Origin of the sequence: Adonisia turfae CCMR0081 (assembly GCF_011009555.1) — a bacterium.
Classification (GTDB): Bacteria; Cyanobacteriota; Cyanobacteriia; order Phormidesmidales; family Phormidesmidaceae; genus Leptothoe; species Leptothoe turfae.
Window position 1 is genome coordinate 78451 of the sequence record NZ_QXHD01000001.1, and the last position, 19778, is coordinate 98228.

The following is a 19778-nucleotide window of genomic DNA, read 5'->3' on the forward strand; positions in this document are numbered from 1 at the left end:
CGCTGCGTCGGGCCAATTTAAGAGGTGTTGATCTGAGCAGTTTTAACCTGAGTAGAGCCGACCTGAGTGGAGCTGACCTGAGTGGAGCCAACCTGAGGACAGCTCAAATGTTGGGAACTGATTTTGAGAAAGCTGTGTTAACGGGTGCTTGTCTAGAAGATTGGAATATTAACAGTGCTACCAATTTTGATGGTGCTATTTGTGACTATATTTATCTCAAACAAGGTCAAGATGAACGTCGCCCTAGAGAAGGCACCTTTAATCCAGGTGAGTTTGCAACTCTTTTCCAACAAGTTGTAGATACCGTTGATCTCATTTTCAAAGATGGCATTGACTGGCAAGCATTTTTCCAATCGTTTCAAGAGATGCGCAGTCGATATCCAGAACAAGATTTCGCGATTCAGGCAATTGAGAAAAAACAAGATAATGCTTTTGTTGTTCGTTTAGAAGTATCTCAGAAAACTTATAAAGCCTTAGTTGAGAGCCAATTCAAAGAACTCTATGAGACTAAGTTAGTGCTCATGGAACAACGCTACCGAGCTGAGCTGCAAGCGAAAGATAGCGAGATTGTTGCTTATCGTGAGCAGAGTGCGAGCTTGATAGAGATCGTTAAACTACAGGCTAGTAGACCCATCACTGTCGAGGCAACTGCCGTGGCAGAGAATAGTAATCGTAAAACTGACCTTCGTGGCGCTCAATTTGGCGGCGGCTTCGCCGAAACCGTCGAGGGCGACCAAATCGGTGGCACCATCAACAATTATGGCCCCAACGCCGAAGACATCACCCGTCTACTCACCGCTCTCCGCGACCAGGCCCAAACCTTCCCCACCGAACAAAAAGACGACGCCAACGACGTCCTCGACGACCTGGAGCGCGACCTCGCAGAAGAGCAGCACGACCAAGGCCGCATCGGTCGCCGTCTGAAAAAGCTCGTTGCCCTGGGCGCTGCCATCGGTACGATCGCCAGCGGAGCCGCCGCCGTCTCGGGCGATGTTTCTACGTTTACCGGCAACGTCATCGAGCTAACCGAGCAGCTGGGGATTCCTATCGAGCAAGTGCAGCTGCCAGCGTCTGACACCCCATAAGTTGCAGTAGCAACCGTTCTCACTATTACCTATCGGCTATTCTGTAGGCTCTAAGTTAGCAGCAACTACCCTACGTGAGTAGCCTAAATTCTGTCTGTCTACTTAAACAAAACCGCAAGCATTCTGATAGTTTCCTACCGTAGAAGATAGGGATATAAACAATATTTCAACAAAAGTGGTTTTCTGGCGTTTACGCAAACTTCACCCGAAAACCAGAAAAACCCCGTAAAATTTTTTACTCAGTATTTCCCATAATATGGGTGCTGAGTTTTGAAAAAATTTTCGATGACCGACCAGAAGTCTACCGTTGAGCAGCAGATTCGCCCGAATGTCTTGCAGGACCAATTAGGTATAAAAAAGGACGCTTACTACGCCTACCTAAAGCATTTGGGAATCACCGCTGAGAAGGATTCAAATGGTAAGGCATTTCTCACAGAAGCTCAGGCAAAATCGATTCGGTTGCTGCGTGAGCATGTGGTAGCGGGTGGAAAAATCGACGAGTTTGATATTCATGAGGCGATTCAGTCAGCGCTGGCTATTGCGGGTGAGACGGCGCTCGGTGATGTGGCTGAGCAACCGATTGAAGTTGACCCAGCTCAAAACTTGAATATGGAAGCGCTGTATTTAGAGGCATCTGAGCTGGCAGGTCAGCGTCTAACAGCGAGTCAGCAGGTGGTGATGGCGATGGCCAACCAGATGAGCTACGAGGATCTGCATCCGACGACAAAGGCGAAGGTAGACCAAGTACGGGCAGCATCTGCCCCAAAGTTCAATGCTCAGAAGATAGCCGCCGATCTTCTCAACCAATGCCGTCAACAGATGCAGGTTGCCTAGATAATCACTCCGAAGACTTCCAAAAGGTGTGCGCTGCTATCGAGTCGGGTAGCAGCGTTTTGGTGTTGGCGGAAACTGGAATGGTGGGGGAGATGCCCCGGCAGCTGGTGAAGCGGTTTAGTGATGAGTTTGCGATCTCAATCGCCATCTACAAAGGCAGCGGCAAACGGTTCTTTGTGCGCCTGGCCGAGCAGCTGGATATCCCCACTGAGGAAACCAAGTACGACAAGAACGGTGAGCCCTGTGGTGAACGCGCACTGACGATGGATCAGCTAAAGGATGAGATTGCCGAAAACGTGGGACCGCAAACGCTGCTTATCCTGCCTGAGGCGAAACGGCTCTCTACGGGTATTCGTTACTGGCTGGAAGACTTGATTAATGCTGGTGTTCGCGTCTGCTGCTTTGCGGCGGCGAACCCAGGGAAGGACATCTTTCTAGAGATGTTAGAAATAGAGCTGGAGCTACCTACGGATCAGATTATTCGCGAGACGATGCAGGCCGAGGCGGAGCGGATGGGACTACAGCTGAGTAAGTCGCGATTGGCGGCGTTGCAACCGTTGGCGGGACGTAATCCGATGTTGGCGCGGAAGGTAGTACGCAATGAGCGGTTGGGGCTGAATCGGTCGGCGAGTCCGCAGCATACGCAATATGTGGTGGTGATGCCGATTGTGATCGCCTGTTTGATGGCGTTTGGCATCGTGCGGTTTATTGGCATGGGTACGCGTAATAAAAGTCTATATATCTTTGGTGGTACGGCTCTTGTCGCTGGGATGACGATGAAGCAGTTGGGGCAGGTGCGTGGGGCGAGGAAGCGGTTGGGGCAGTGAGGACTGCCCTGGGGGTATTACTCTTCATCATCGTCAACCTGAAATAGGTCTGTGGCTTTGCTGCCCAGTAGTCCGAAGATTGCACCCACTCCCATTTGCCATGTGGTGGTGGCACTTTCAAAGATACGATCTTGATAGAGGGATAGTTTCTCTTGAGCGGCGAGGGTGAGGGAGGTGCCACCGGACAATAGGGTGAGGAATACGACGGTGAAGAAGACTTGCTGGAACGCGGATGTAATGTTTAGGTTTTTCATGGGTTAGCCTTTGGCTGTGGTGTACTGTATCCACTGTGCCAAGGGGCGTTTGGAGGTTACTCTCAAGCAGTGCCTGATATAGGCTTACATTGCCTGATTTCTCTCTAAAGCTTGCGGAGGAATCAGTTTTTCGTGGGTTACGCTAGCGTTAATCCACTCTTTACTACCATCGTGTTGATGAGTTCCTTATCCCGTGAATTTTTGACGATGATTGCCCGTGGGTATGGACTTTCTGAAGAGCAAGAGGAAGTCTTTGTTGCACTCTACGGTAGTGATGGAAATAAGGTTAAGGTTGCTGAATCGCTTCACATTTCACCGAAAGCGCTTCAAGCTCGAATGACGGGGGTGTATCGTAAATTCAGTGTTTCTGGGAAAGGTTCTGGGAAGTTTCGTCAGCTTCAGGTATGGCTACTAGAGAAGCAGCAAGCAACATCAGGAAAAGCAACTACTGCCTCTACCAACGTTGATATTGAAACGTTAGTAGAGGGCTGTCGGGAGAATGTTAAGACCTTCATCCAGCAGCGCTGTGGCACTATGCGGGTGCTGGGAATGGAACAGCCGATTGGTATTGGAGACATTTATATCAATGTCAATATTCTAGAAAAACTGACTGGACGACGACGGTTGGATATGGCCGACCTGTTGGAGAACTTTAATCCAGATGATTTTGATCGGTTTGGCTTGGGTCAAGTTGTACAGAAACGAGTGTCCGGGCTAGAGGCTGTGCAGCGGTACAACAAACTGATGGTGTTGGGAAAACCTGGAGCTGGAAAAACCACCTTTCTAAAATATTTAGCAATTCAGTGTATTGGAGGCGCATTTCAGCAGACTTGTGTTCCTATTACTATTACGCTTAAAAACTTTGCTGAAAACCGAGGTCAGCCAGATTTGCTGACATTTATCCTCGGAATGTTAACCGATGTGAGTCATGCTGATTTGTTGACCATTCTTCAAGCTGGCAGAGCTTTACTGTTGTTGGATGGCCTGGATGAGGTACGAGAAGAAGATAGTAGTCGTGTTCTACTAGATATTCAAACGGTTGCGGAGCGATATCCAGATAATCAATTTGTGATGACCTGCCGTATTGCTGCTCAAGACTATACATTCCAGCAATTTACTGAAGTCGAAATAGCTGATTTTGATGAGAAGCAAATTGCTGTGTTTGCTACTAAGTGGTTCTGTCCTCAGCACCCCATTAAAGCAGAGAGATTCATCGCCAAAATTAATGCAAATAAACGCATTCAAGAACTTGGGACAAATCCCTTGCTGTTGACACTTCTGTGTCTCATTTTTGAGGAGAAAGGGAATTTCAAAGATAATCGAGCTGAGCTCTATGAAGAGGGGATTGAACTCTTGCTAGAGAAATGGGACAGTAGTCGAGATATTGAACGAGACTCGGTATATAAAAAACTGTCTCCTAAACGCAAGGAGGATCTACTTGGCCAAATTGCCTTTACCACATTTATCAAAAGCGAATATTTCTTCAAACGAAAAACCCTGGAGAAACCAATTTCTGATTACATTCAAAATTTGCCTGATGTCCAGGCTGATCCAGAGGCTTTACTGGTTAGTAGTCGTAAAGTACTGCGCTCGATTGAAGCTCAGCACGGTCTACTAGTGGCGAGGGCACAGGGCATTTACTCGTTCTCTCACTTAACCTTCCAAGAATATTTCACTGCCAGAAACGTTATTTTTGCCGCTAGTCATAATCCTCAGTATCTTGAACAGGTATTACATGAGCTAGTAGTTCATATTACAGAGAAGAGATGGCGAGAGGTCTTTCTTCTAGCAGCAGAGATGTTGCCATCGGCTGATTACCTGTTAGAGCTCATGAAAATCCAGGTTGATACCTTATTAGTTGAAGATGAGAAGCTACAAAAGTTTCTCTCTTGGGGGAAGGAAAAGTCTATCTCTGTTGATGTTCCCTATAGGTTTTCTGCTGTTCGTGCTTTCTGTTTCGATTTATCCTTTGCCTTATCCCTTGCTCGCTCTCTCGATCACGCCCTCTCCCTCGACCGTACTTTGTCCCTTGCTCTAGATCTCGACCTATCCCTTGCACGAGTGCTTGACCCATCCCTTGCACGAGCCCTTGTCCGAGCTTTATCTCTTGACCGAGCTCTTGATCAAGATCTATCCCTTGCCCTCTCTCTAGACCTTTCTATCGATTTATCCCTCTCCCTTGCCTTATCCCTTGCCCTCTCTTTAGCGCTTGACCATACTCGCGCCCTCTCCCTTGCTCTTTCTCTAGACTTCTCCCTTGCTCTATCCTTTGACCTTGCCCTTGCTCTCGATCTCAATCGCGCTCTTGACCGCACCGTTGCTCTAACTAGTGATCCCGAATTAAAACAAGCTGTACATAACCTCAAAGCTCAATTATCTGATCCAGAGGACAATGTAGAAGTAGAAGTATTTAAACAGTGGTGGCAGTCAAACGGTAAGGCATGGATTAAAGGATTGCGAACTGTAATGATCAAATATCGCAATATTGGCCATGATTGGCAGTTTAGTGATGCACAAATAGAGAAACTAGGACAATACTACGAAGCTAATCAGCTGCTGTTGGACTGTCTTAATGGTGACTGCTACGTTACCCGTAAAGTGCGAGAAAAAATTGAAGATACACTTCTATTGCCAATATCTTCCTGACCATGGGCAACTTAGGGCAGTCAATTTTCCAATGTTTGGGTCAATGACGACTATTTATACCGCGATCGCAACTCCCCCAATCCCAACCTAACCCCCATCCCTGGGCAACTTAGAGCTGTCCAACACTGACAGCGACGATGGAGCAGCCCACGACGATTAAGCTCGAATATCCCGAATGGATGAGCGACGCGGAAAAGCAGGCAATGGACGATAAGCTCAACGCTCTGTTCGAGAATCGTGCCTTCACCAGTGAAGCTGAGATGGAGCAGGCGATTCAGGAAGCGGTGAAAACGCATCTGGGAATGGAGATGCAGTTTACGTCGTCCCCAGCGCAGCTATGGCTAGAGCGAGTACCGTTAATTCTTAGTGTGGTGATTTTGGTCTTAGGGCTCTACCGCCGCTATGGTTTGGGCCAATGATGGCGATTACCCACGCCGCGATCGCAACCGCAGGCGCATCCTTACTCCTCGGCACTGCTCAACCACTCCCGTTAGCGCTTGCCGTCCTGGGTAGCCAGCTGCCGGACATCGATACTACGACGAGCATCATCGGCCAGGTCTTTTACCCCATCAGCTCATGGATTGAAGACCGCTTTCCCCATCGCAGCGTTACCCATTCGCTGGTGGCGACGGTGTCTATTGCAGCGGTATCCCTGGGCATTGGTGCAGCGCTGGGGGATATCAAGACAGCGGCGGCGGTGCCGTTGGGCCATGTGCTGAGCTGCTTTGCTGATTGTTTTACGCGCCAGGGTGTTCAACTGTTTTGGCCTGACCCGGCTTGGGCCATCAGTGTGTCTAACCCAAAGCGACGGATACGGACGGGGGGACCGGCGGAGTATTGGGTGTTGTCGGTGGCTGTGGCGTTGTTGCTGCTGGGTATCTGGTTAGCTGGTGCTGGTGGTGTGCAGACTCAGGTCAGTCAAGGCCTGGGCCTGCGAGATGGGGCGTTGGCGACGTATAACACCCATGCGGCCAGCGCTGAGGTCTACGCGGAGATAACCGGCGTGTGGGCTGATGACCGCACCCGAGCGGATGGGCGCTATCTGATTTTGGATGCGGTGGGTAGTGAGTTTGTGGTGACCGATGGTCAGGGTGTTTACCAGACGGGTAAGCAGCTGCTGGTGGAGAAGCTGACGACGGAGACCGGCGCGGCGATGACGCGGACGACGCAGACGCTTACGTTGAATGATGAGGATGTAGTATCTCGGCTGCAGGCGCTGCGAATGGCGAATCCGTCAGCACGGATCTATTTGAGTGGTTCGATTACGGTGGATTTCCCGGAGGATGTGCAGCCTACGATGCTGCCGAGGCAGTTGCCAGCGGTGACGGTGACGGGTGAGTCGGTGGAGTTACAGTATTGTGAGTTGAAAGTTGCGATCTCGGTGTTGGATGACCAGTGGGCAACGGGGTTAGTATCAGTGCTTATTTTCAGATGAGCAAATTAATCGTTAATTTGACGATTGATTTGCTGTTTGATTGTATCTAGCTCTTTCTGTAATTTTCTGTTGAGTGCAACATTGTCAGAGTATTGCTGAATTAATAAACGATAATTTTGTTTTATTTCTAAATCAGAAATCCCCTTCCGCTTAGCTATTTGTATTAATTTAAATGCTCTCTCAGCATCTGGAGAAATGCCAGAATTACGTTGAATTAGAAATTGAAAATTAAACAAAAATATGCTCAACGTTATCCAGCCTATAATGCTAACGCTGGAAATATCTACATTGAGTAAACTACTGATAATTGGAGATAGGAGGACACTAAACTCTTTCAAGATAACTCCAAATAAGAAACCCATACTAGTTCTAAATGGGTTACTTAGAAATACAGTGTCTATGGCTTGGTATAAGAGCTTGGTTATTGAGTCTGAGAATTGATTCATGACAGTTCTCCTAGCTCTTTGTTTTGAGTCCAAATAGCTTTCTCTTGGTTATCCAGACTTATTTCACTGAAGACTCTACGCCCTGGACCTCCATCTGAATCATCAAACATATCTGCGTTTCTTTCGATGAATCTTATTAAACTCCTAGCTTCATATGATGTCGTACCATATAAACCCTTAGTTATTCGATATTCAAATATTTTATTTCTTATGAAGAGCAAGATGACAGGAATACTTAAGATAAAAAATACATGTGTCCCTTTTATCGGCAAATCAACAAATAGATTGATAATTACTTTGAAAATGAAAGACAAGCAATATATAACAAAAACATTGATGAATTTCTTGTGTTCTGTTTGAAGAAGAGCTTCTGTGACAGCTAAATGACTAACCTTTGATTTCACGCTCCGTGATTCTTTAGCCGAATTAAAATCCTCGTTTTTAATTATTTCTATTTCTCCGGAATCACCAGATAAAATAACTGTTGCAATTGTCTTTTTATATCTTTTATACTTTTCTCTCTCTTTTGTCTGGGGATTTTGAAAAAACAAGAGGATTAAAGATCCAGAGAGAATGAGGCCAATAAGCATGTCTAGTGGCATTTCTAAAAGCTCGTTAATTGTATTTAGATAGGGGAATTTTACGCATGTATTACAGTTTAATTTCTGCGTGTGAAGTCAGGTGTCTTTTACATACTTTCTTTAGTCGTCCTAGGAGGCGTTGCCATCGCCCAACAGCCTAGCTTCGTCACGCCAACTTCTCCCCCAGAACAACCCACTCAACCTAACGAAGCCCCCCGCCGCCTCACCATCAACGTCTCCGTCACCGACCCCGCTGATCTCAAAGTCACCGAAGGCGATCGCATCTCCGTGGGCCAACTGATCGCCGACCGCACCCGCGATCGCAACCGCCTAGAAGCCCAAGCTCGACAGCTAGACCTCACGCTGCAACGCCTGGAGCATTCCACCATCACCCCGCCGCTATCACCAGCTACTCCTCCACCCATTGCAACGCCCACCTACCTCGAAGAAACCGCCGCCATCGACCGCGCTAAGGCCGACGTAGACCAGGCCGAAGCGCTGATAACGGCGAAGCATCAAGAAATAGACTACCTGGGCCAGCTGCCCCACCTTGAACCGCTGGTGATGGAGCACGAAACCGCAAAGCTAGCGGAGCTGCAACGTGACCACACTGCCGCTGTGCGTGACTATCAGTTGGCCTTGGGGAAACGGTCCACCGCTGAGTATGACCATTCCGTCACCATGGCTGCCGATGTTAGTAGCCGCACCCATGCCATGCTCAGTTACCAACAGCAGTGGGCTAACTATGAACAGCGTTTGCGGGACCGAGACTTTCAACAGGCCCAAACGCAGCTCAGGGTAGATGAGGTAGAAAATGCGATCGCAAACTTGGCAGTGGTTAGGAGTCCCTACGCGGGTCGTATCCGGCGTATCAAGTGGCTGGGGCAGGATGCTAGCGGTATGCTCAACGCTGAGATTACTCTTATGGTGCGCTCCAGTGCTGATTCAGGTGATGATGCTTTCTTTCCTGAATAGCACTGGTATGCTGACTAACTTTTTATGGAGGCAGGTAGCTTTACCTTATTTTCCATTGTTGACAACCCAGGGATTGCCGTCTTCATCAACTGCTATGCGTACGGCACCACCATCTTTAACATCCCAGTTACTACCGTTCCACTGGTAAATGCCATATCCACCAGTAACTTCGTTGGTGCCAACAATCCAGACAGAACCATCTCCACCAATGTCGATATCTTTGGCCCGACCAGGGAGTAGTTGCCATGCATCGTTGACTCTGCGGTAAATATAGCCTTCATTGTTGACAATCCAGGGACTGCCGGAAGGATCAACTGCTATGCGTACAGCACCACCGTCAATGGGCGTCCAGTCAGTGCCATGCCAATACCAAATGGGATAACCACCGTTTACCTCGTTAGCACCAATAATCCAAACATGACCATTTTCACTGATGTCAATGTCTTTGGCTCGACCAGGAAGTTGTTGCCAAGTATTGTTTTCTCGACGGTAAATATAATCTTCGTTATTAATAACCCAAGGTTTACCGGAGGGACTGACAGCTATACCAACGGCTCCCCCATCGGTGACATTCCAATCATTGCCATTCCACTGATAAATTCCATAGCCACCATGAACAGAATTTGCACCTATGAGCCAGTGATGCCCGTTGCTACTGGCAATGTCATGACCTATTCCAGGACGTAATGACCAGCCATTGTTGACACGTTGGAAAATCTTACCGCCAGCTGTGTTTGTTGATCTAAAAGTACCTGAGGGATACGGGTTATCTGTGGTGAAAGTATATCCATCAAGGGTGAAGGGGACACTCGGTAATCCCATATGCAAGTGTGGCCCTGTGGATGTTGCACAACCATGCGACGGTCTATCAGAGGCCACTATACCAATCTGTTGTCCTTGACGATAGATTTTCCCTCTTTGAACCGCATTATTATCTGCAAATACATGAATTAAAGAATATATTTGGTTGCTAGAAAGGGCCTGCAATTTAATTGCCCAGTGATTGTTGCCAGCATTACACTGATCCATAATTTGGGAGTCTACAGGTGCTAAAACAGGTGTGCCTGCGGGGATATCAAAATCTATAGATTGTCCATTACCAACATAGCCATCGTAATGGTTGCTGAGTGCTCCACGTTCTACCGTCCCAGGTACAGATGCAGGCCATGGTAATTTCCAGTTTTGGTTGGCTAAAGCGTGATTTGTCTGATTGCTCCAAACGCTGAATGCTAAAGTCAGCGCTATGCTGCTTGCTGCAATGGCTAGGATTTTAAGTTTCCTTGGTAATTTCATTGATTTTTGTATTACAACGGTAGAGCTAAAGAACAGAGCTTAGACACTTGTCATATATGCCTATTGACGCTAATGTTCCCGCCGAAAATTTTGATATATCGGGAATACAGTTCCTTTTAGTGAGGGTGCTAGCGGTCTGCTCAATGCTGAAATTACTTTGCTGGTGCGCTCCAGTGCTGGCGCTGCCGTGTCTGAACAGTTCGATGGATTGCCTGGAGACGTTGACGCAACGGGCAATCAACCGTTCATCGGAGATTAAGGCGATTAATGAGCAGTTGGAGCTAACGGCCCAGCGGCAGGACTATGCCGAGGCGCGGCAGTGGACGAACTATTTGACCCTGGACCCGATCAGGCTGGTGCAAAACGTATTGGGCGGTGGCGATGTGCAACGTAGGGGACTTGAGATCGCATCCCTGGAACTGGACGAAGCGGACCTGATCCGCCAGCGGGAAAATCAGGCTCAGCAGATCGCTGATGATGTCGTGGGCCTGGTGCTCAGTTATGAGAAATTAGGCCGAGAGTATGAACTGCTGCATTCACGATTGCAAACCCATTTGCTTCAGGTTCAGGTGATGGAAGCTCAGTACCGCACCGGCCAGGGCAGTACTTCCAGGATGCTGACCATGTGGCAGCGAACCGATGACATGAAAGCTCGATGTGACGAGAAGCGAATCGGGCAAGCTCAGGATAGACGCGAGTTGGAAATTTTGACGGGTGCCGACGCTGAGACGCAGATCTATCCCGCGCTTATTGGTGTCTGCGGTCATGGCGACACATCGACTATTCCCAGGGCGACGAGAGATAGCGCATAAATAGAAACAACCTTCAACAGATTGAAGCCGAGCTGAGTCAGTTGGTAGGCTATGGGGCATCTGTGCCGCTGCCGTCTCCATGAATCGCTTTGTCCAGCTTCCAAAATTTCCCAATGGGCGGATTACGGCCACCATCTGTTCACTAACCCAGGACCATGTAGAGCAGATTGACGTCATCTGGCGAGACATTCTTCTAGAGGCAGACCAGGCCGATATCGGTTGGGACTGGGGCTATAAACTGCGCTTAGCCCTGGGGGATAGCCGTTACGAAACCTATGGCCTTGAGTTCGATGGACTGCTGCAAGGTGTGACACTGCTCGATATCCAGGGCCACCGCTCCTGGTTACCCCAGCGGTTTTCCCTGGTCTATGTAGAGTATGTCGCCTCGGCCCCATGGAATCGGCGTTTGATTGAAGATCCACCCTATTTGCGTCAGGTGGGGCGGACGCTCCTGGCGGTAGCACGGCAGCGAAGTGTCGAACTGGGCTATCAGGGCCGTGTGGGACTGCACTCACTGCCTGAAGTAGAGGGCTTTTACCATCACATGAAGATGCCAGACTATGGCCCTGACCCGGATAAAGATGGATTGGTATACTTCGAGTACCCAGCGTTGCAATCCTAATGTGACCCCTATGGATGATCAGCTTCTGACCCAGCAACTCAAAAAAACGGGCAACTTATTAGACCTGCTCACCGAAGATAACTGGTGGGAGGGCGATGACTGGGATGGCCCGGTCGAAGCGGGCTCTATGGCGCAGCCCTATTTGGATGCACTTAAGGCAGCGTCACCGGAAGCTTTAAAGCGGCAGCGTCGATATATGCGACTGTTTTCTATATTGTTGCCAGAGCTGAAGGGATGGCTGCAGACCTGGGAACTGGGTCGCAGCTATGACGCCGTCTACACGGCAGCGTGGCGACGGATCTATGAGCACCTAAAGCAACCTACTCCAGAGCAGACTGAGTGGATTGCGGCATTGATTGCAGAGGATGATCAGAATTTGCCCAAGTCGGAGCGACCATTGAGAGCCCAGGTAATTCCTATGCTGTCAGCGCTGTTAACCCAGGAAGACCGGCAAGCTTTAGCGGATAAGGCAGCCCAGGGAATGGCCCAGGGCGTATTGCAGATGGTCCAGGTGGATACTGGTTCACCAGTGGCGGTATAAATCTGTTTTTATTGTTGTTTTCTATGGGCTATAAACCTTTTGATATGGTCGCTTTAGCCGTTGTCTGGGATCTCTAGAAACGACAGCAATCAGAGAGTAGGACATGGGAGAACGGCTAAGGATTTGGCAGCGGCGGGGAGTCATGCCAATAGTGGCGGTACTGGGATTTAGTGGTCTAGGTGTTGTGGCCCATTATTTGCCAGAGGCTACCGTAAACGCCGTTGAGTTAGTTCTTGCCAATGCCGTTCTAAGAGAGAAGCATCTGAGTCAGCATTTATGGTTAGTCCCTGGCAGCATCTACGATGGCGATACGCTGCGCGTAACGGATGGTACGACAGAAATTAAGCTGCGCCTCTGCGGCGTTGACGCTCCTGAAATCGTTCAGCCTATGGGCGTTGCGGCGCGTGACCACTTACGGGCGCTGGTCGATCAAGGTGAAGGTGGACAGATCATTGTAGTGCCGATTGAGAAGGACCGCTATGGGCGAACGGTGGCGGATTTGTTTGTTCCTGTTGGTGGGGAAGAAGAGATCCATGTGAACTCTCAAATGGTAATGGATGGGATGGCCTATCACTATGAGAAGTATTCGGGCAGATGCCCACAGCCGCAGGTGTTGGCGATGGCTGAGGAGAGGGCTAAGGCGCAATCAGCGGGGGTGTGGGCGAATCCTAATGCAGAAAAGCCTTGGGAATATCGGGAACGACAGCTACTGGACAGAAATTGCTTGATAGCTAGAGTCAGTTCGTACCCTAGCGAGTGTTTAAGGATGAGGATACAACCCGAAACCCAATGTTACGAGTTCGGCCCATTGAACCAAAATAATTTCGGTTCGCGGACCGACACCTATCGGGACGGTACCTCCATGAGCCTCCCCGTATGACACGAATAGATATCCTTTCATTTGTATCGAGAAGCCAGGCACTACCATCGATAGGGGCGTTTTCATAGTTCTCGTGCCAATCATCCTGACACCATTCATAAACGTTGCCATGCATATCACTAAGACCAAAACTGTTGGTTACATCAAAGTGATCTACTGAAGTCGTTCCTGGAGGATATTGAGCTTTTGGACCATATGGATATTTTTTTGGAGCCCGATAGTTTACTAGATCGGGAGTTATCTGATCACCAAAACAAAAAGGAGTTGTTGTACCAGCTCGGCAGGCATATTCCCATTCAGATTCAGTTGGCAGTCGATAAGGATGACCTGTATAAGTAGAGAGGCGAGTACAGAATTCTAATGCGTCCTGCCAGGAAACCATTTCAACAGGGCGATTATCTCCATCAAAATCAGAGGGTTGCGGATTTAACTGCCAACCGTTATCAGGCATAGTTGCTACTAATTTCCATTGAGCCTGAGTTATGGGATATCTGGACATAAAAAAGTTAGAAATCATAACTTCGTGCTGAGGGCCTTCAAATGCAGTACGCCCTAACTCTTCATCTGGAGAGCCCATAAGGAATTTCCCAGAAGGAATTAGCACCATTTCGATCGCAACCTGGCTTTCTTCATTGAGAATTTCTCTATATTGTTGCATTGTTATCTACTATCCCATGAATTTTTTTGACAGAGAATTTTTACATCAATGACGGCTTTCGTAAGCTTTACGACAGTTGAGTATGCTTTGAACAGTTTTTTGGGGATGTAGAGGATAATTTGACAAGAAGTGATTTCTATTGTGATTTTTATTCCGCTACATTGAATCAATCCTGATGCTTTGATAGCAGTTTTGTCGACTAAGAGCAACCAAACGCAAATGGAATAAACTGTGCTATTTGTTTTACCTTTATCATCTATGGTTTTGGGTAATTACGTTGTTCAGGAGGGAGCTCACTTTTTAGCTGTTATCTTGTCGCATCCTAAACTGGGGCAGCTGATTTTTCTCCAAATAGAGTTTAGCTCTTGAGTCTTTTATCTATAGTCAGCGTCTTCATAGATCTATGGTCAAAGCTCAGTCAAAAAAATGTTAATGAATTAACATTTGGATGTTGAGAATTTGAAAAAGATTTATGGGGTTCGATTCCAAGGCCAAGAATTGTAGTCTCTAAGATCTGTTCGGAATATCTCTTGATTCTTTAAAGGTTATGGGTAAATCTCTTTTTAACTCGGCTAAGCTCTTTAAAGCTTGTCTGATTTTCTCAAGTTTGTGTTTAGTGCATGTAGAATCATCGAGAAGGTTTGGCGATTTGTCAGCTCAGCCCGTAGCTACTGCATCTGGTCTCCTTGAACCTGGCTGTAGTGGGCCTGGCCTTGATAGGAATGGTGTCTTTGGGACAATCTATAGAAACCCTTTTGCCACTGCTAGTACGAGTTGGACAAGTTCTGACATAGCTCGTACGGGTCAAGTTATAGTAGCACTGGATCTTTTGATAAGTGGAAGAACTATTCCCTGGGGCTTTGATGATCACTCTTCTGGCCCTTCCTTTGCTGAAGTTATAGGGGCTGTGGCCTTTCCTAACTTTAGAGAAGCTGGTTTCTATCAAGCGAACTCATCTCATTCTGTTTTCGGGTTCGATGACATATTTTTATTCTCAGAAGGATTTTGCTCTAATAGCGATATGTCAGCGTTTGGGTAGTAGGTATTTCTAGCTTTGTACTTTGAGTGCAAGGTGAAACTTTGAAAGAGTGATTTTTGCGCAATCGGGTATGGCTAATCTGGATATAGAAAGCTTTATCCTTAGAGATCTCTCTCGATTCACTGACTAAATGCTACACGTAACCTGACAACGATTTTGGGGTTTTTGCTCTATGCGCTTTAACAATTTTTTCTCTTTGCCGTTGAAGACGATCTTATGTATTCTTCTTCTCTCTATTCCTATTGTTCTGAGAGCATATATAGTCCAAGCTAATAGAATCGAAGAAGCGAGGGGTGTCAATGTTCCTTTGACTGCCAATCCTGAAGATACGATGGAAGAATTTTCTCGTCGTACTACTCTAATCAGGAACCGCGCTAGTATGGTTGCCTCTGGAAGAGGAATTGGAGTGAGTCCTTTTCCAGTCTTGCCTGATTCTTTAGGGGAGTACAGAGTAATCGGAACGACTTCTCCTAATCGCCGTATTCGTGTCCGAGCACAAGACAATTCAGCCTTAGCGAGATTGTCTTCACTTCCTCAGGAAATAGATACGCAGATATCTACATGGATTCCTGCTACTAGGAGAGAAAGAGCGACATCCCTTCCTCAGGGAATTCAAAGTAGACCAGAATTACTTGGGAGTATCAGATATATAAATGATGCTCAAACAATCTTTGTGCATACTGTTCAGTATGTATCTAGACTTCCGAAGGGACAAGTTGACTACTGGTTGGAAGGAAGCACTTCTAATAATCATAGGTTGAGTGATGGAACAGAGGTGATGTTGATTCCGAGTTGCCAATCTTCTCCATCTGTAATAGCTGAATATTCAGGCTGTAAGCAAAGTCTGGCCTACCCGAGTCTTAATTACGCAGTTTTCTTGAGAGAAGATTCTGCTGTAACCATCGCGAGTGATATACCTGTTTCAGATTTGTTGGATATCGCTGAAGACGTTACCTTTACAGACGATTGATCAAGCTAAATTTATTGCGTCTTTAAGGCATAGTGTATTTAAGCATTATGTCTTAAAGATAATCTTGAGTTATTCGGTAGGTGTTTTAAATTTTTGCTTTCCTAGTAAGTTCAGTTCTTAAAGGGAACATTAAATTCTGTTTGGCTTTAGTTAGTATTGTCATAGAAGCTATCAGGACCGTTGTTATATCAGCTGCACCAACTTTTTGACCTGCTTTTCTAAGGTAGTAAGCCGTCGTGCCATGGATGCTACACCATTGGGGTCTGTTTTCTCTAGATACAGTCCAATGGCTTCTTTAACCACCTCGCTGGGAGTACGTCCGGTTTCGGTTGCGATCGCACGTATTTGCTCATCCCAACTATGGGGAATGCGGGCGGCGGCGATGGGCTTGCTCATGGTCGTAAACAGTGTAAACAGCGTTAACCCATGGCGGATACGTCATGGACTTCTTTGTTATGTCCGAAAGCTGTAAACAGCGTTAACCGTGTAAACGCTTACGAACATTGAGTTAAGCCACATGTGACAGTTGGTTTTTACCTATGGCTATTCTCAATAAGAAATGACGAGTTTTGGACGTTTCAGCCAACCAGTTGCAAATTGGGTATTCTAAAGTTGCTAATTTCTATAAAAGAGCAACTTTAGACTGTGGCTAAGTGCGATCGCAACGGACAAGCCGAAATTTTTACCGATGAGCAGTTGGACCAGGTGCTCGGTGAAATGAGTTTGCGGATGCGGGCGTTATTTTCGATTTGTCGTTATACCGGCTGTCGAGTTAGTGAAGCGCGACAGCTGCGAGCGGAAGATTTGGTGAATAATGCCATTGTGTTTCGTCGTGGAAATACAAAGACAAAGAAGACTCGCGAAGCCCCGATACATTCGATGTTAAAGGCGACGTTGCAAATGGCAGCGTTACCGACAACGGGGTATCTCTTTCCAAGTGGTCATCGAGGTCGTGGTTCAGGACCGGTTTCGCGCCAGGCTTGCGATAAGGCATTACGGATTGCCTGTGACCGGTTGGGTTTGGAGGGCTACAGTACCCATAGTTTCCGGCGTTCGGCATTGACGAAGATGTCGAATGCGGGCATCCCACTGCGGCTAGTTCAGGAGATTTCAGGCCACAGCGATTTAGGGTCCTTACAACGATATTTGGCTGTACAACCCCAGCAGTTAGAGAATGCGATTTCTAAGCTGTAGGTTTATTGGGTCTTAGTCATTGTCCAAACTATCTATCATCGCCTGAGCCCTTTTCCGATTTGTCCGCTGCTAATGTGCTCTTTCAATCTGGAATCGCACTCCCACCCATCCCAAAGCAACCACTTCCGCCTGGTCTCCCGACTCATCTGCCGCAGCGTAATCCTTAGATTAATGGTTCACTTTTAGACATCAGCCATTCAGGGAGAGGCTAGTGGAAGATGCACTTGATGTTCTGACTTATATTCCAGATCACCACAAACTCGTTATTGAGAAGTTTCTGATTGATAAATGGATTCAGCTGGCGGCTGAATGTTACAGCAATTATCTCCAAGTAGGTCGCGGCATGATGACTGTATTTGTTGGCGATGACACCTTAACTCTAGGGTATGTGCCCTGGTCTAGGCTCCAAGCTAATTGGGATGACTGGCTCAGTGATGCTGATGCTTCTATACGCGGTTCAATTGCCTATTTGGTTCCTGCCTATGCCCCAGAGGATGAGATTGTCTTATTGTTTGAGTTTGAGGATAATTCACCATCAACGGTGATACGAGTTACTAAGTCGGTGTTTGCAAAGGTTAGTCACCGGCCTGGTTCGGCAGCGCTACGGCTACAGCGGTATGAAGGAATGACGCCGAAAGTGGCCTATGAAACTTTGGTTAGCGTTAAGGCTAAGGAAAATTGATAACGGTTGCGATCGCAACCCCAAACTCAACGTATCGCCTACCCCCTTGACTCCTCAACGCAGCATGGTAGAACTATTACTGCAATACTGCCTTACTGCATTAAGTAATGATTGTCACCCTCTGCCAATTCAAGGGGGGCGTGGGCAAAACCACCAGCGCTATTCACTTTGCAGCGCTGCTTCAGGCGAAAGCCCCCACGCTTCTGATCGACTCAGACCCGAATAAGTCAGCTTCCCTATGGGCCAGGAAAGGACTGCTGCCGTTTGACGTTTGCCTGGAAGCCGAGGCCCCAAAGCGGCTAATGAAAGGCAACTATACCCATACGGTTATCGATACCCCAGCTCGCCCGTCATCCGATGAGGTGGAAAGTATCGCCAACGGTACGGATCTCTTAATCCTGCCGACGACTCCCGATCCGCTCTCAATTTCTGCATTGATTCAAATGGCTGGGAGTCTACCCGAAGGTACTAACTATAAATGCCTGATCACTTTGGTCCCGCCACCACCGCAAAAAGATGGGGCTGAAGCTAAGGCAGCATTGGAGCGCCATGGATACCCAATATTTCAGCGAGCAGTTCGACGGTATAAGGCGTATATCCATGCGGCGAGTAATGGTCACACAGTGAAAGGTCCTGCTCAAAATGATTGGAAAGCTATCTGGGAGGAACTGAGTGATGAACTTGGATGATGTGTTTGCAGCAGCACAAAGTAAGCCCCCAGTTAAGAAGGGAAAATCTAAAGCACCTAAAGCTGAGTCAACGGATACTCCTGAGTCAAAACCTCAGGCTCAATCTAATTCAGAAATTCTGGCTGATATCCTAGCGCCGACTGATGCACCGGAACGCAATATCAGATTTACGGCTGATCTACCGGAGTCATTACATCGACGCCTAACCATGGCAGCGGCCACCAGTGGTAAGCGTAAGGTTGATATTGTAAGAGCCGTCCTTGATGCTGTACTTCCTCAAGTAAATGAGTAATTATTTACTGCAGTAATGCAGTAATGCAGTGCTGTTTTAAGTGTTTGATGCATTGAAAGGAGTCTGAATTATGTGGGCCTGGGCTTTCAGGCGTTTAGGAACCTCAGAGAGGCAATATTTGATTGTCTGTTTGTATGAGTATGCAATTATTCGTCATTAGATACTGGCTCCCTTGTCTCAAGATAACGGATCTCGCCAAAGACTCGCTTACTGTTGTCGATACCGTTTGTGCTGACATAAATGTACAAAGCGGCTATGAGTACTATTGGGGCTAGGAGCAGGGATATGATTTTCATGGGTGTGACGACTGAGACGGTTTTTTCTAAATAGGATGAGATCGCAAGTTTTAAACCTTCTCTACTTTCCAAGCCGATTCCGTTCCATTTTTACCCTGGCGAGTGAATCGGAACCCATAACGTTCAAACTCATTGCCACTAATGGTCGATAGCTCCAATATTTCGCACAGTTGACTAGTGCTTGGCCGCCAATCATGATCAGCAATTGCCTGAAGATCTCTAAAGACAGCTAACCGATCTGGCTGAACCACTGGTCGCTGTACACTAGCTAGCAATAACCCAATCAAGTCACGAGTCGATAGATCTGAGCTGTCCTGTCTGGCCAGACTGTCCGGCCAGACGTCTGGTTGGGTCATGGCTTTTGAGCGTGCTCCTAATGCTTGCTCAGCGGCTTCATCGGTTGTGAGCCCCTGCTGTAGTAATGCTGCAATGCTATCTAGGTGGCCCAGTAGCTCACTACTAACAAATGATCTGCGCCCACGTCTGACAGGAACCAAGGACGGATCGATTTTCTTGATAGCATCCAGCCTTACATAAATTTGAGACCGATTTACTCCATACCGCTCCATCAAGGATGCAACCGGTAGCCCATCAAGTTCACTCATCATCCAACCAATGCAACAGGGATAGTTTATCGACTAGGGCAATGAAACGAGATGTCCTTTTTGTTGTCTGGCTTTACAGTGCTTGGTATATAGATGTTGTAGAAAATGTCTTGTGAGGTGTC

Annotated in this window: 22 protein-coding genes and 1 pseudogene; 16 read left to right on the forward strand and 7 right to left on the reverse strand. The window is 47.4% G+C overall.

Translation table 11 applies throughout. From position 1 onward, the window contains the following. From DXZ20_RS00385 to DXZ20_RS00395, 3 genes are all read left to right on the forward strand, one after another. Positions 1–1085, forward strand: a 1085-nt coding sequence (locus tag DXZ20_RS00385; RefSeq protein WP_163695529.1) for a pentapeptide repeat-containing protein, incomplete at its 5' end; no start/stop codon positions are given. A gap of 285 nt (positions 1086–1370) precedes the next feature. Next, entirely contained in the window at positions 1371–1919 is a 549-nt protein-coding gene (locus tag DXZ20_RS00390) for a hypothetical protein (protein ID WP_163695531.1), read from the forward strand. Further along, positions 1892–2746 (forward strand): hypothetical protein, encoded by an 855-nt coding sequence (locus DXZ20_RS00395; RefSeq protein WP_163695534.1) that lies wholly within the window; start codon positions 1892–1894, stop codon positions 2744–2746. Before DXZ20_RS00390 ends, DXZ20_RS00395 begins: the two co-directional genes overlap by 28 nt. A 17-nt stretch (positions 2747–2763) precedes the next feature. On the opposite strand, the gene DXZ20_RS00400 is transcribed toward DXZ20_RS00395, so the two are convergent. Next, entirely contained in the window at positions 2764–3000 is a 237-nt protein-coding gene (locus DXZ20_RS00400; protein ID WP_163695537.1) for a hypothetical protein, read from the reverse strand. A 177-nt stretch (positions 3001–3177) separates the two neighbouring features. Between DXZ20_RS00400 and DXZ20_RS00405 the strand changes: the two genes are divergently transcribed. The 3 genes from DXZ20_RS00405 (at position 3178) to DXZ20_RS00415 (ending at position 7081) form a co-directional block, all read left to right on the forward strand. Next, complete coding sequence (locus DXZ20_RS00405; protein ID WP_163695540.1) at positions 3178–5646, forward strand: NACHT domain-containing protein; 2469 nt, start codon at positions 3178–3180, stop codon at positions 5644–5646. Positions 5647–5783: 137 nt separating this feature from the next. Then, positions 5784–6065 (forward strand): hypothetical protein, encoded by a 282-nt coding sequence (locus tag DXZ20_RS00410; RefSeq protein ID WP_163695544.1) that lies wholly within the window; start codon positions 5784–5786, stop codon positions 6063–6065. Next, on the forward strand, positions 6062–7081 hold the full coding sequence (locus DXZ20_RS00415; protein WP_163695546.1) for a metal-dependent hydrolase: 1020 nt from the start codon (positions 6062–6064) through the stop codon (positions 7079–7081). The genes DXZ20_RS00410 and DXZ20_RS00415 overlap by 4 nt, the downstream gene beginning before the upstream one ends. 5 nt (positions 7082–7086) lie before the next feature. Here the strand turns inward: DXZ20_RS00415 and DXZ20_RS00420 are convergent, their stop codons facing one another. Together DXZ20_RS00420 and DXZ20_RS00425 are read right to left on the reverse strand one after the other, a co-directional pair. Continuing rightward, positions 7087–7527 (reverse strand): hypothetical protein, encoded by a 441-nt coding sequence (locus DXZ20_RS00420; protein ID WP_163695549.1) that lies wholly within the window; start codon positions 7525–7527, stop codon positions 7087–7089. After that, complete coding sequence (locus DXZ20_RS00425; protein ID WP_163695552.1) at positions 7524–8129, reverse strand: hypothetical protein; 606 nt, start codon at positions 8127–8129, stop codon at positions 7524–7526. The genes DXZ20_RS00420 and DXZ20_RS00425 overlap by 4 nt, the downstream gene beginning before the upstream one ends. Positions 8130–8198: 69 nt before the next feature. On the opposite strand from DXZ20_RS00425, the gene DXZ20_RS00430 reads away from it, so the two are divergent. Continuing rightward, positions 8199–9083 carry an HlyD family secretion protein gene (locus DXZ20_RS00430; protein ID WP_163695556.1) on the forward strand — a complete coding sequence of 295 codons (885 nt, stop codon included), beginning with the start codon at positions 8199–8201 and terminating at the stop codon, positions 9081–9083. Between the two features lie 45 nt (positions 9084–9128). Here DXZ20_RS00430 and DXZ20_RS00435 read toward each other — a convergent pair whose 3' ends face one another. Beyond that, positions 9129–10376, reverse strand: a complete 1248-nt coding sequence (locus DXZ20_RS00435) for a tectonin domain-containing protein (RefSeq protein WP_163695559.1) — start codon at positions 10374–10376, stop codon at positions 9129–9131. 143 nt (positions 10377–10519) lie between these two features. Here DXZ20_RS00435 and DXZ20_RS00440 point away from each other — a divergent pair, with 143 nt between their 5' ends. The 4 genes from DXZ20_RS00440 (at position 10520) to DXZ20_RS37125 (ending at position 13231) form a co-directional block, all read left to right on the forward strand. Next, complete coding sequence (locus tag DXZ20_RS00440; RefSeq protein ID WP_250565518.1) at positions 10520–11188, forward strand: TolC family protein; 669 nt, start codon at positions 10520–10522, stop codon at positions 11186–11188. A gap of 79 nt (positions 11189–11267) precedes the next feature. Beyond that, positions 11268–11810, forward strand: coding sequence for a GNAT family N-acetyltransferase (locus DXZ20_RS00445; protein WP_250565519.1), 543 nt, complete (start codon positions 11268–11270; stop codon positions 11808–11810). 10 nt (positions 11811–11820) lie between these two features. Continuing rightward, a complete protein-coding gene (locus DXZ20_RS00450; protein WP_250565520.1) occupies positions 11821–12351 on the forward strand; it encodes a hypothetical protein in 531 nt (176 codons plus the stop codon). 142 nt (positions 12352–12493) lie between these two features. Next, a complete protein-coding gene (locus DXZ20_RS37125; RefSeq protein WP_284681647.1) occupies positions 12494–13231 on the forward strand; it encodes a thermonuclease family protein in 738 nt (245 codons plus the stop codon). Here the strand turns inward: DXZ20_RS37125 and DXZ20_RS00460 are convergent. Continuing rightward, positions 13182–13889: pseudogene (locus tag DXZ20_RS00460) on the reverse strand (formylglycine-generating enzyme family protein); the annotation flags it as partial. The gene DXZ20_RS37125 and the pseudogene DXZ20_RS00460 sit on opposite strands and share 50 nt — an antisense overlap. Positions 13890–15100: 1211 nt before the next feature. On the opposite strand from DXZ20_RS00460, the gene DXZ20_RS00470 reads away from it, so the two are divergent. Continuing rightward, positions 15101–15898, forward strand: a complete 798-nt coding sequence (locus DXZ20_RS00470; protein WP_163695566.1) for a hypothetical protein — start codon at positions 15101–15103, stop codon at positions 15896–15898. 183 nt (positions 15899–16081) lie between these two features. Here DXZ20_RS00470 and DXZ20_RS00475 read toward each other — a convergent pair whose 3' ends face one another. Next, positions 16082–16294 carry a hypothetical protein gene (locus tag DXZ20_RS00475; protein ID WP_163695569.1) on the reverse strand — a complete coding sequence of 71 codons (213 nt, stop codon included), beginning with the start codon at positions 16292–16294 and terminating at the stop codon, positions 16082–16084. Positions 16295–16543: 249 nt separating this feature from the next. Here DXZ20_RS00475 and DXZ20_RS00480 point away from each other — a divergent pair, with 249 nt between their 5' ends. From DXZ20_RS00480 to DXZ20_RS00495, 4 genes are all read left to right on the forward strand, one after another. After that, complete coding sequence (locus DXZ20_RS00480; protein WP_163695572.1) at positions 16544–17092, forward strand: tyrosine-type recombinase/integrase; 549 nt, start codon at positions 16544–16546, stop codon at positions 17090–17092. A 211-nt stretch (positions 17093–17303) separates the two neighbouring features. Beyond that, a complete protein-coding gene (locus DXZ20_RS00485; protein WP_163695575.1) occupies positions 17304–17774 on the forward strand; it encodes a hypothetical protein in 471 nt (156 codons plus the stop codon). A gap of 107 nt (positions 17775–17881) precedes the next feature. After that, positions 17882–18463, forward strand: a complete 582-nt coding sequence (locus tag DXZ20_RS00490; protein ID WP_163695578.1) for a ParA family protein — start codon at positions 17882–17884, stop codon at positions 18461–18463. Next, on the forward strand, positions 18450–18755 hold the full coding sequence (locus DXZ20_RS00495; RefSeq protein WP_163695313.1) for a CopG family transcriptional regulator: 306 nt from the start codon (positions 18450–18452) through the stop codon (positions 18753–18755). Before DXZ20_RS00490 ends, DXZ20_RS00495 begins: the two co-directional genes overlap by 14 nt. 346 nt (positions 18756–19101) lie before the next feature. Here DXZ20_RS00495 and DXZ20_RS00500 read toward each other — a convergent pair whose 3' ends face one another. Further along, positions 19102–19659, reverse strand: a complete 558-nt coding sequence (locus tag DXZ20_RS00500) for a hypothetical protein (RefSeq protein ID WP_163695580.1) — start codon at positions 19657–19659, stop codon at positions 19102–19104. Between the last annotated feature and the right edge of the window lie 119 nt (positions 19660–19778).

Coding starts and splice junctions, on each gene's coding strand:
- DXZ20_RS00490 (WP_163695578.1), top strand. CDS start 17,882: ATGATTGTCACCCTCTGCCAATTCAAGGGGGGCGTGGGCAAAACCACC.
- DXZ20_RS00395 (WP_163695534.1), top strand. CDS start 1,892: ATGCCGTCAACAGATGCAGGTTGCCTAGATAATCACTCCGAAGACTTC.
- DXZ20_RS00410 (WP_163695544.1), top strand. CDS start 5,784: ATGGAGCAGCCCACGACGATTAAGCTCGAATATCCCGAATGGATGAGC.
- DXZ20_RS00470 (WP_163695566.1), top strand. CDS start 15,101: ATGCGCTTTAACAATTTTTTCTCTTTGCCGTTGAAGACGATCTTATGT.
- DXZ20_RS00500 (WP_163695580.1), bottom strand. CDS start 19,659: ATGATGAGTGAACTTGATGGGCTACCGGTTGCATCCTTGATGGAGCGG.
- DXZ20_RS00475 (WP_163695569.1), bottom strand. CDS start 16,294: ATGAGCAAGCCCATCGCCGCCGCCCGCATTCCCCATAGTTGGGATGAG.
- DXZ20_RS00435 (WP_163695559.1), bottom strand. CDS start 10,376: ATGAAATTACCAAGGAAACTTAAAATCCTAGCCATTGCAGCAAGCAGC.
- DXZ20_RS00450 (WP_250565520.1), top strand. CDS start 11,821: ATGGATGATCAGCTTCTGACCCAGCAACTCAAAAAAACGGGCAACTTA.
- DXZ20_RS00390 (WP_163695531.1), top strand. CDS start 1,371: ATGACCGACCAGAAGTCTACCGTTGAGCAGCAGATTCGCCCGAATGTC.
- DXZ20_RS00405 (WP_163695540.1), top strand. CDS start 3,178: ATGAGTTCCTTATCCCGTGAATTTTTGACGATGATTGCCCGTGGGTAT.
- DXZ20_RS00420 (WP_163695549.1), bottom strand. CDS start 7,527: ATGAATCAATTCTCAGACTCAATAACCAAGCTCTTATACCAAGCCATA.
- DXZ20_RS37125 (WP_284681647.1), top strand. CDS start 12,494: ATGCCAATAGTGGCGGTACTGGGATTTAGTGGTCTAGGTGTTGTGGCC.
- DXZ20_RS00495 (WP_163695313.1), top strand. CDS start 18,450: ATGAACTTGGATGATGTGTTTGCAGCAGCACAAAGTAAGCCCCCAGTT.
- DXZ20_RS00415 (WP_163695546.1), top strand. CDS start 6,062: ATGATGGCGATTACCCACGCCGCGATCGCAACCGCAGGCGCATCCTTA.
- DXZ20_RS00440 (WP_250565518.1), top strand. CDS start 10,520: ATGCTGAAATTACTTTGCTGGTGCGCTCCAGTGCTGGCGCTGCCGTGT.
- DXZ20_RS00400 (WP_163695537.1), bottom strand. CDS start 3,000: ATGAAAAACCTAAACATTACATCCGCGTTCCAGCAAGTCTTCTTCACC.
- DXZ20_RS00445 (WP_250565519.1), top strand. CDS start 11,268: ATGAATCGCTTTGTCCAGCTTCCAAAATTTCCCAATGGGCGGATTACG.
- DXZ20_RS00425 (WP_163695552.1), bottom strand. CDS start 8,129: ATGCCACTAGACATGCTTATTGGCCTCATTCTCTCTGGATCTTTAATC.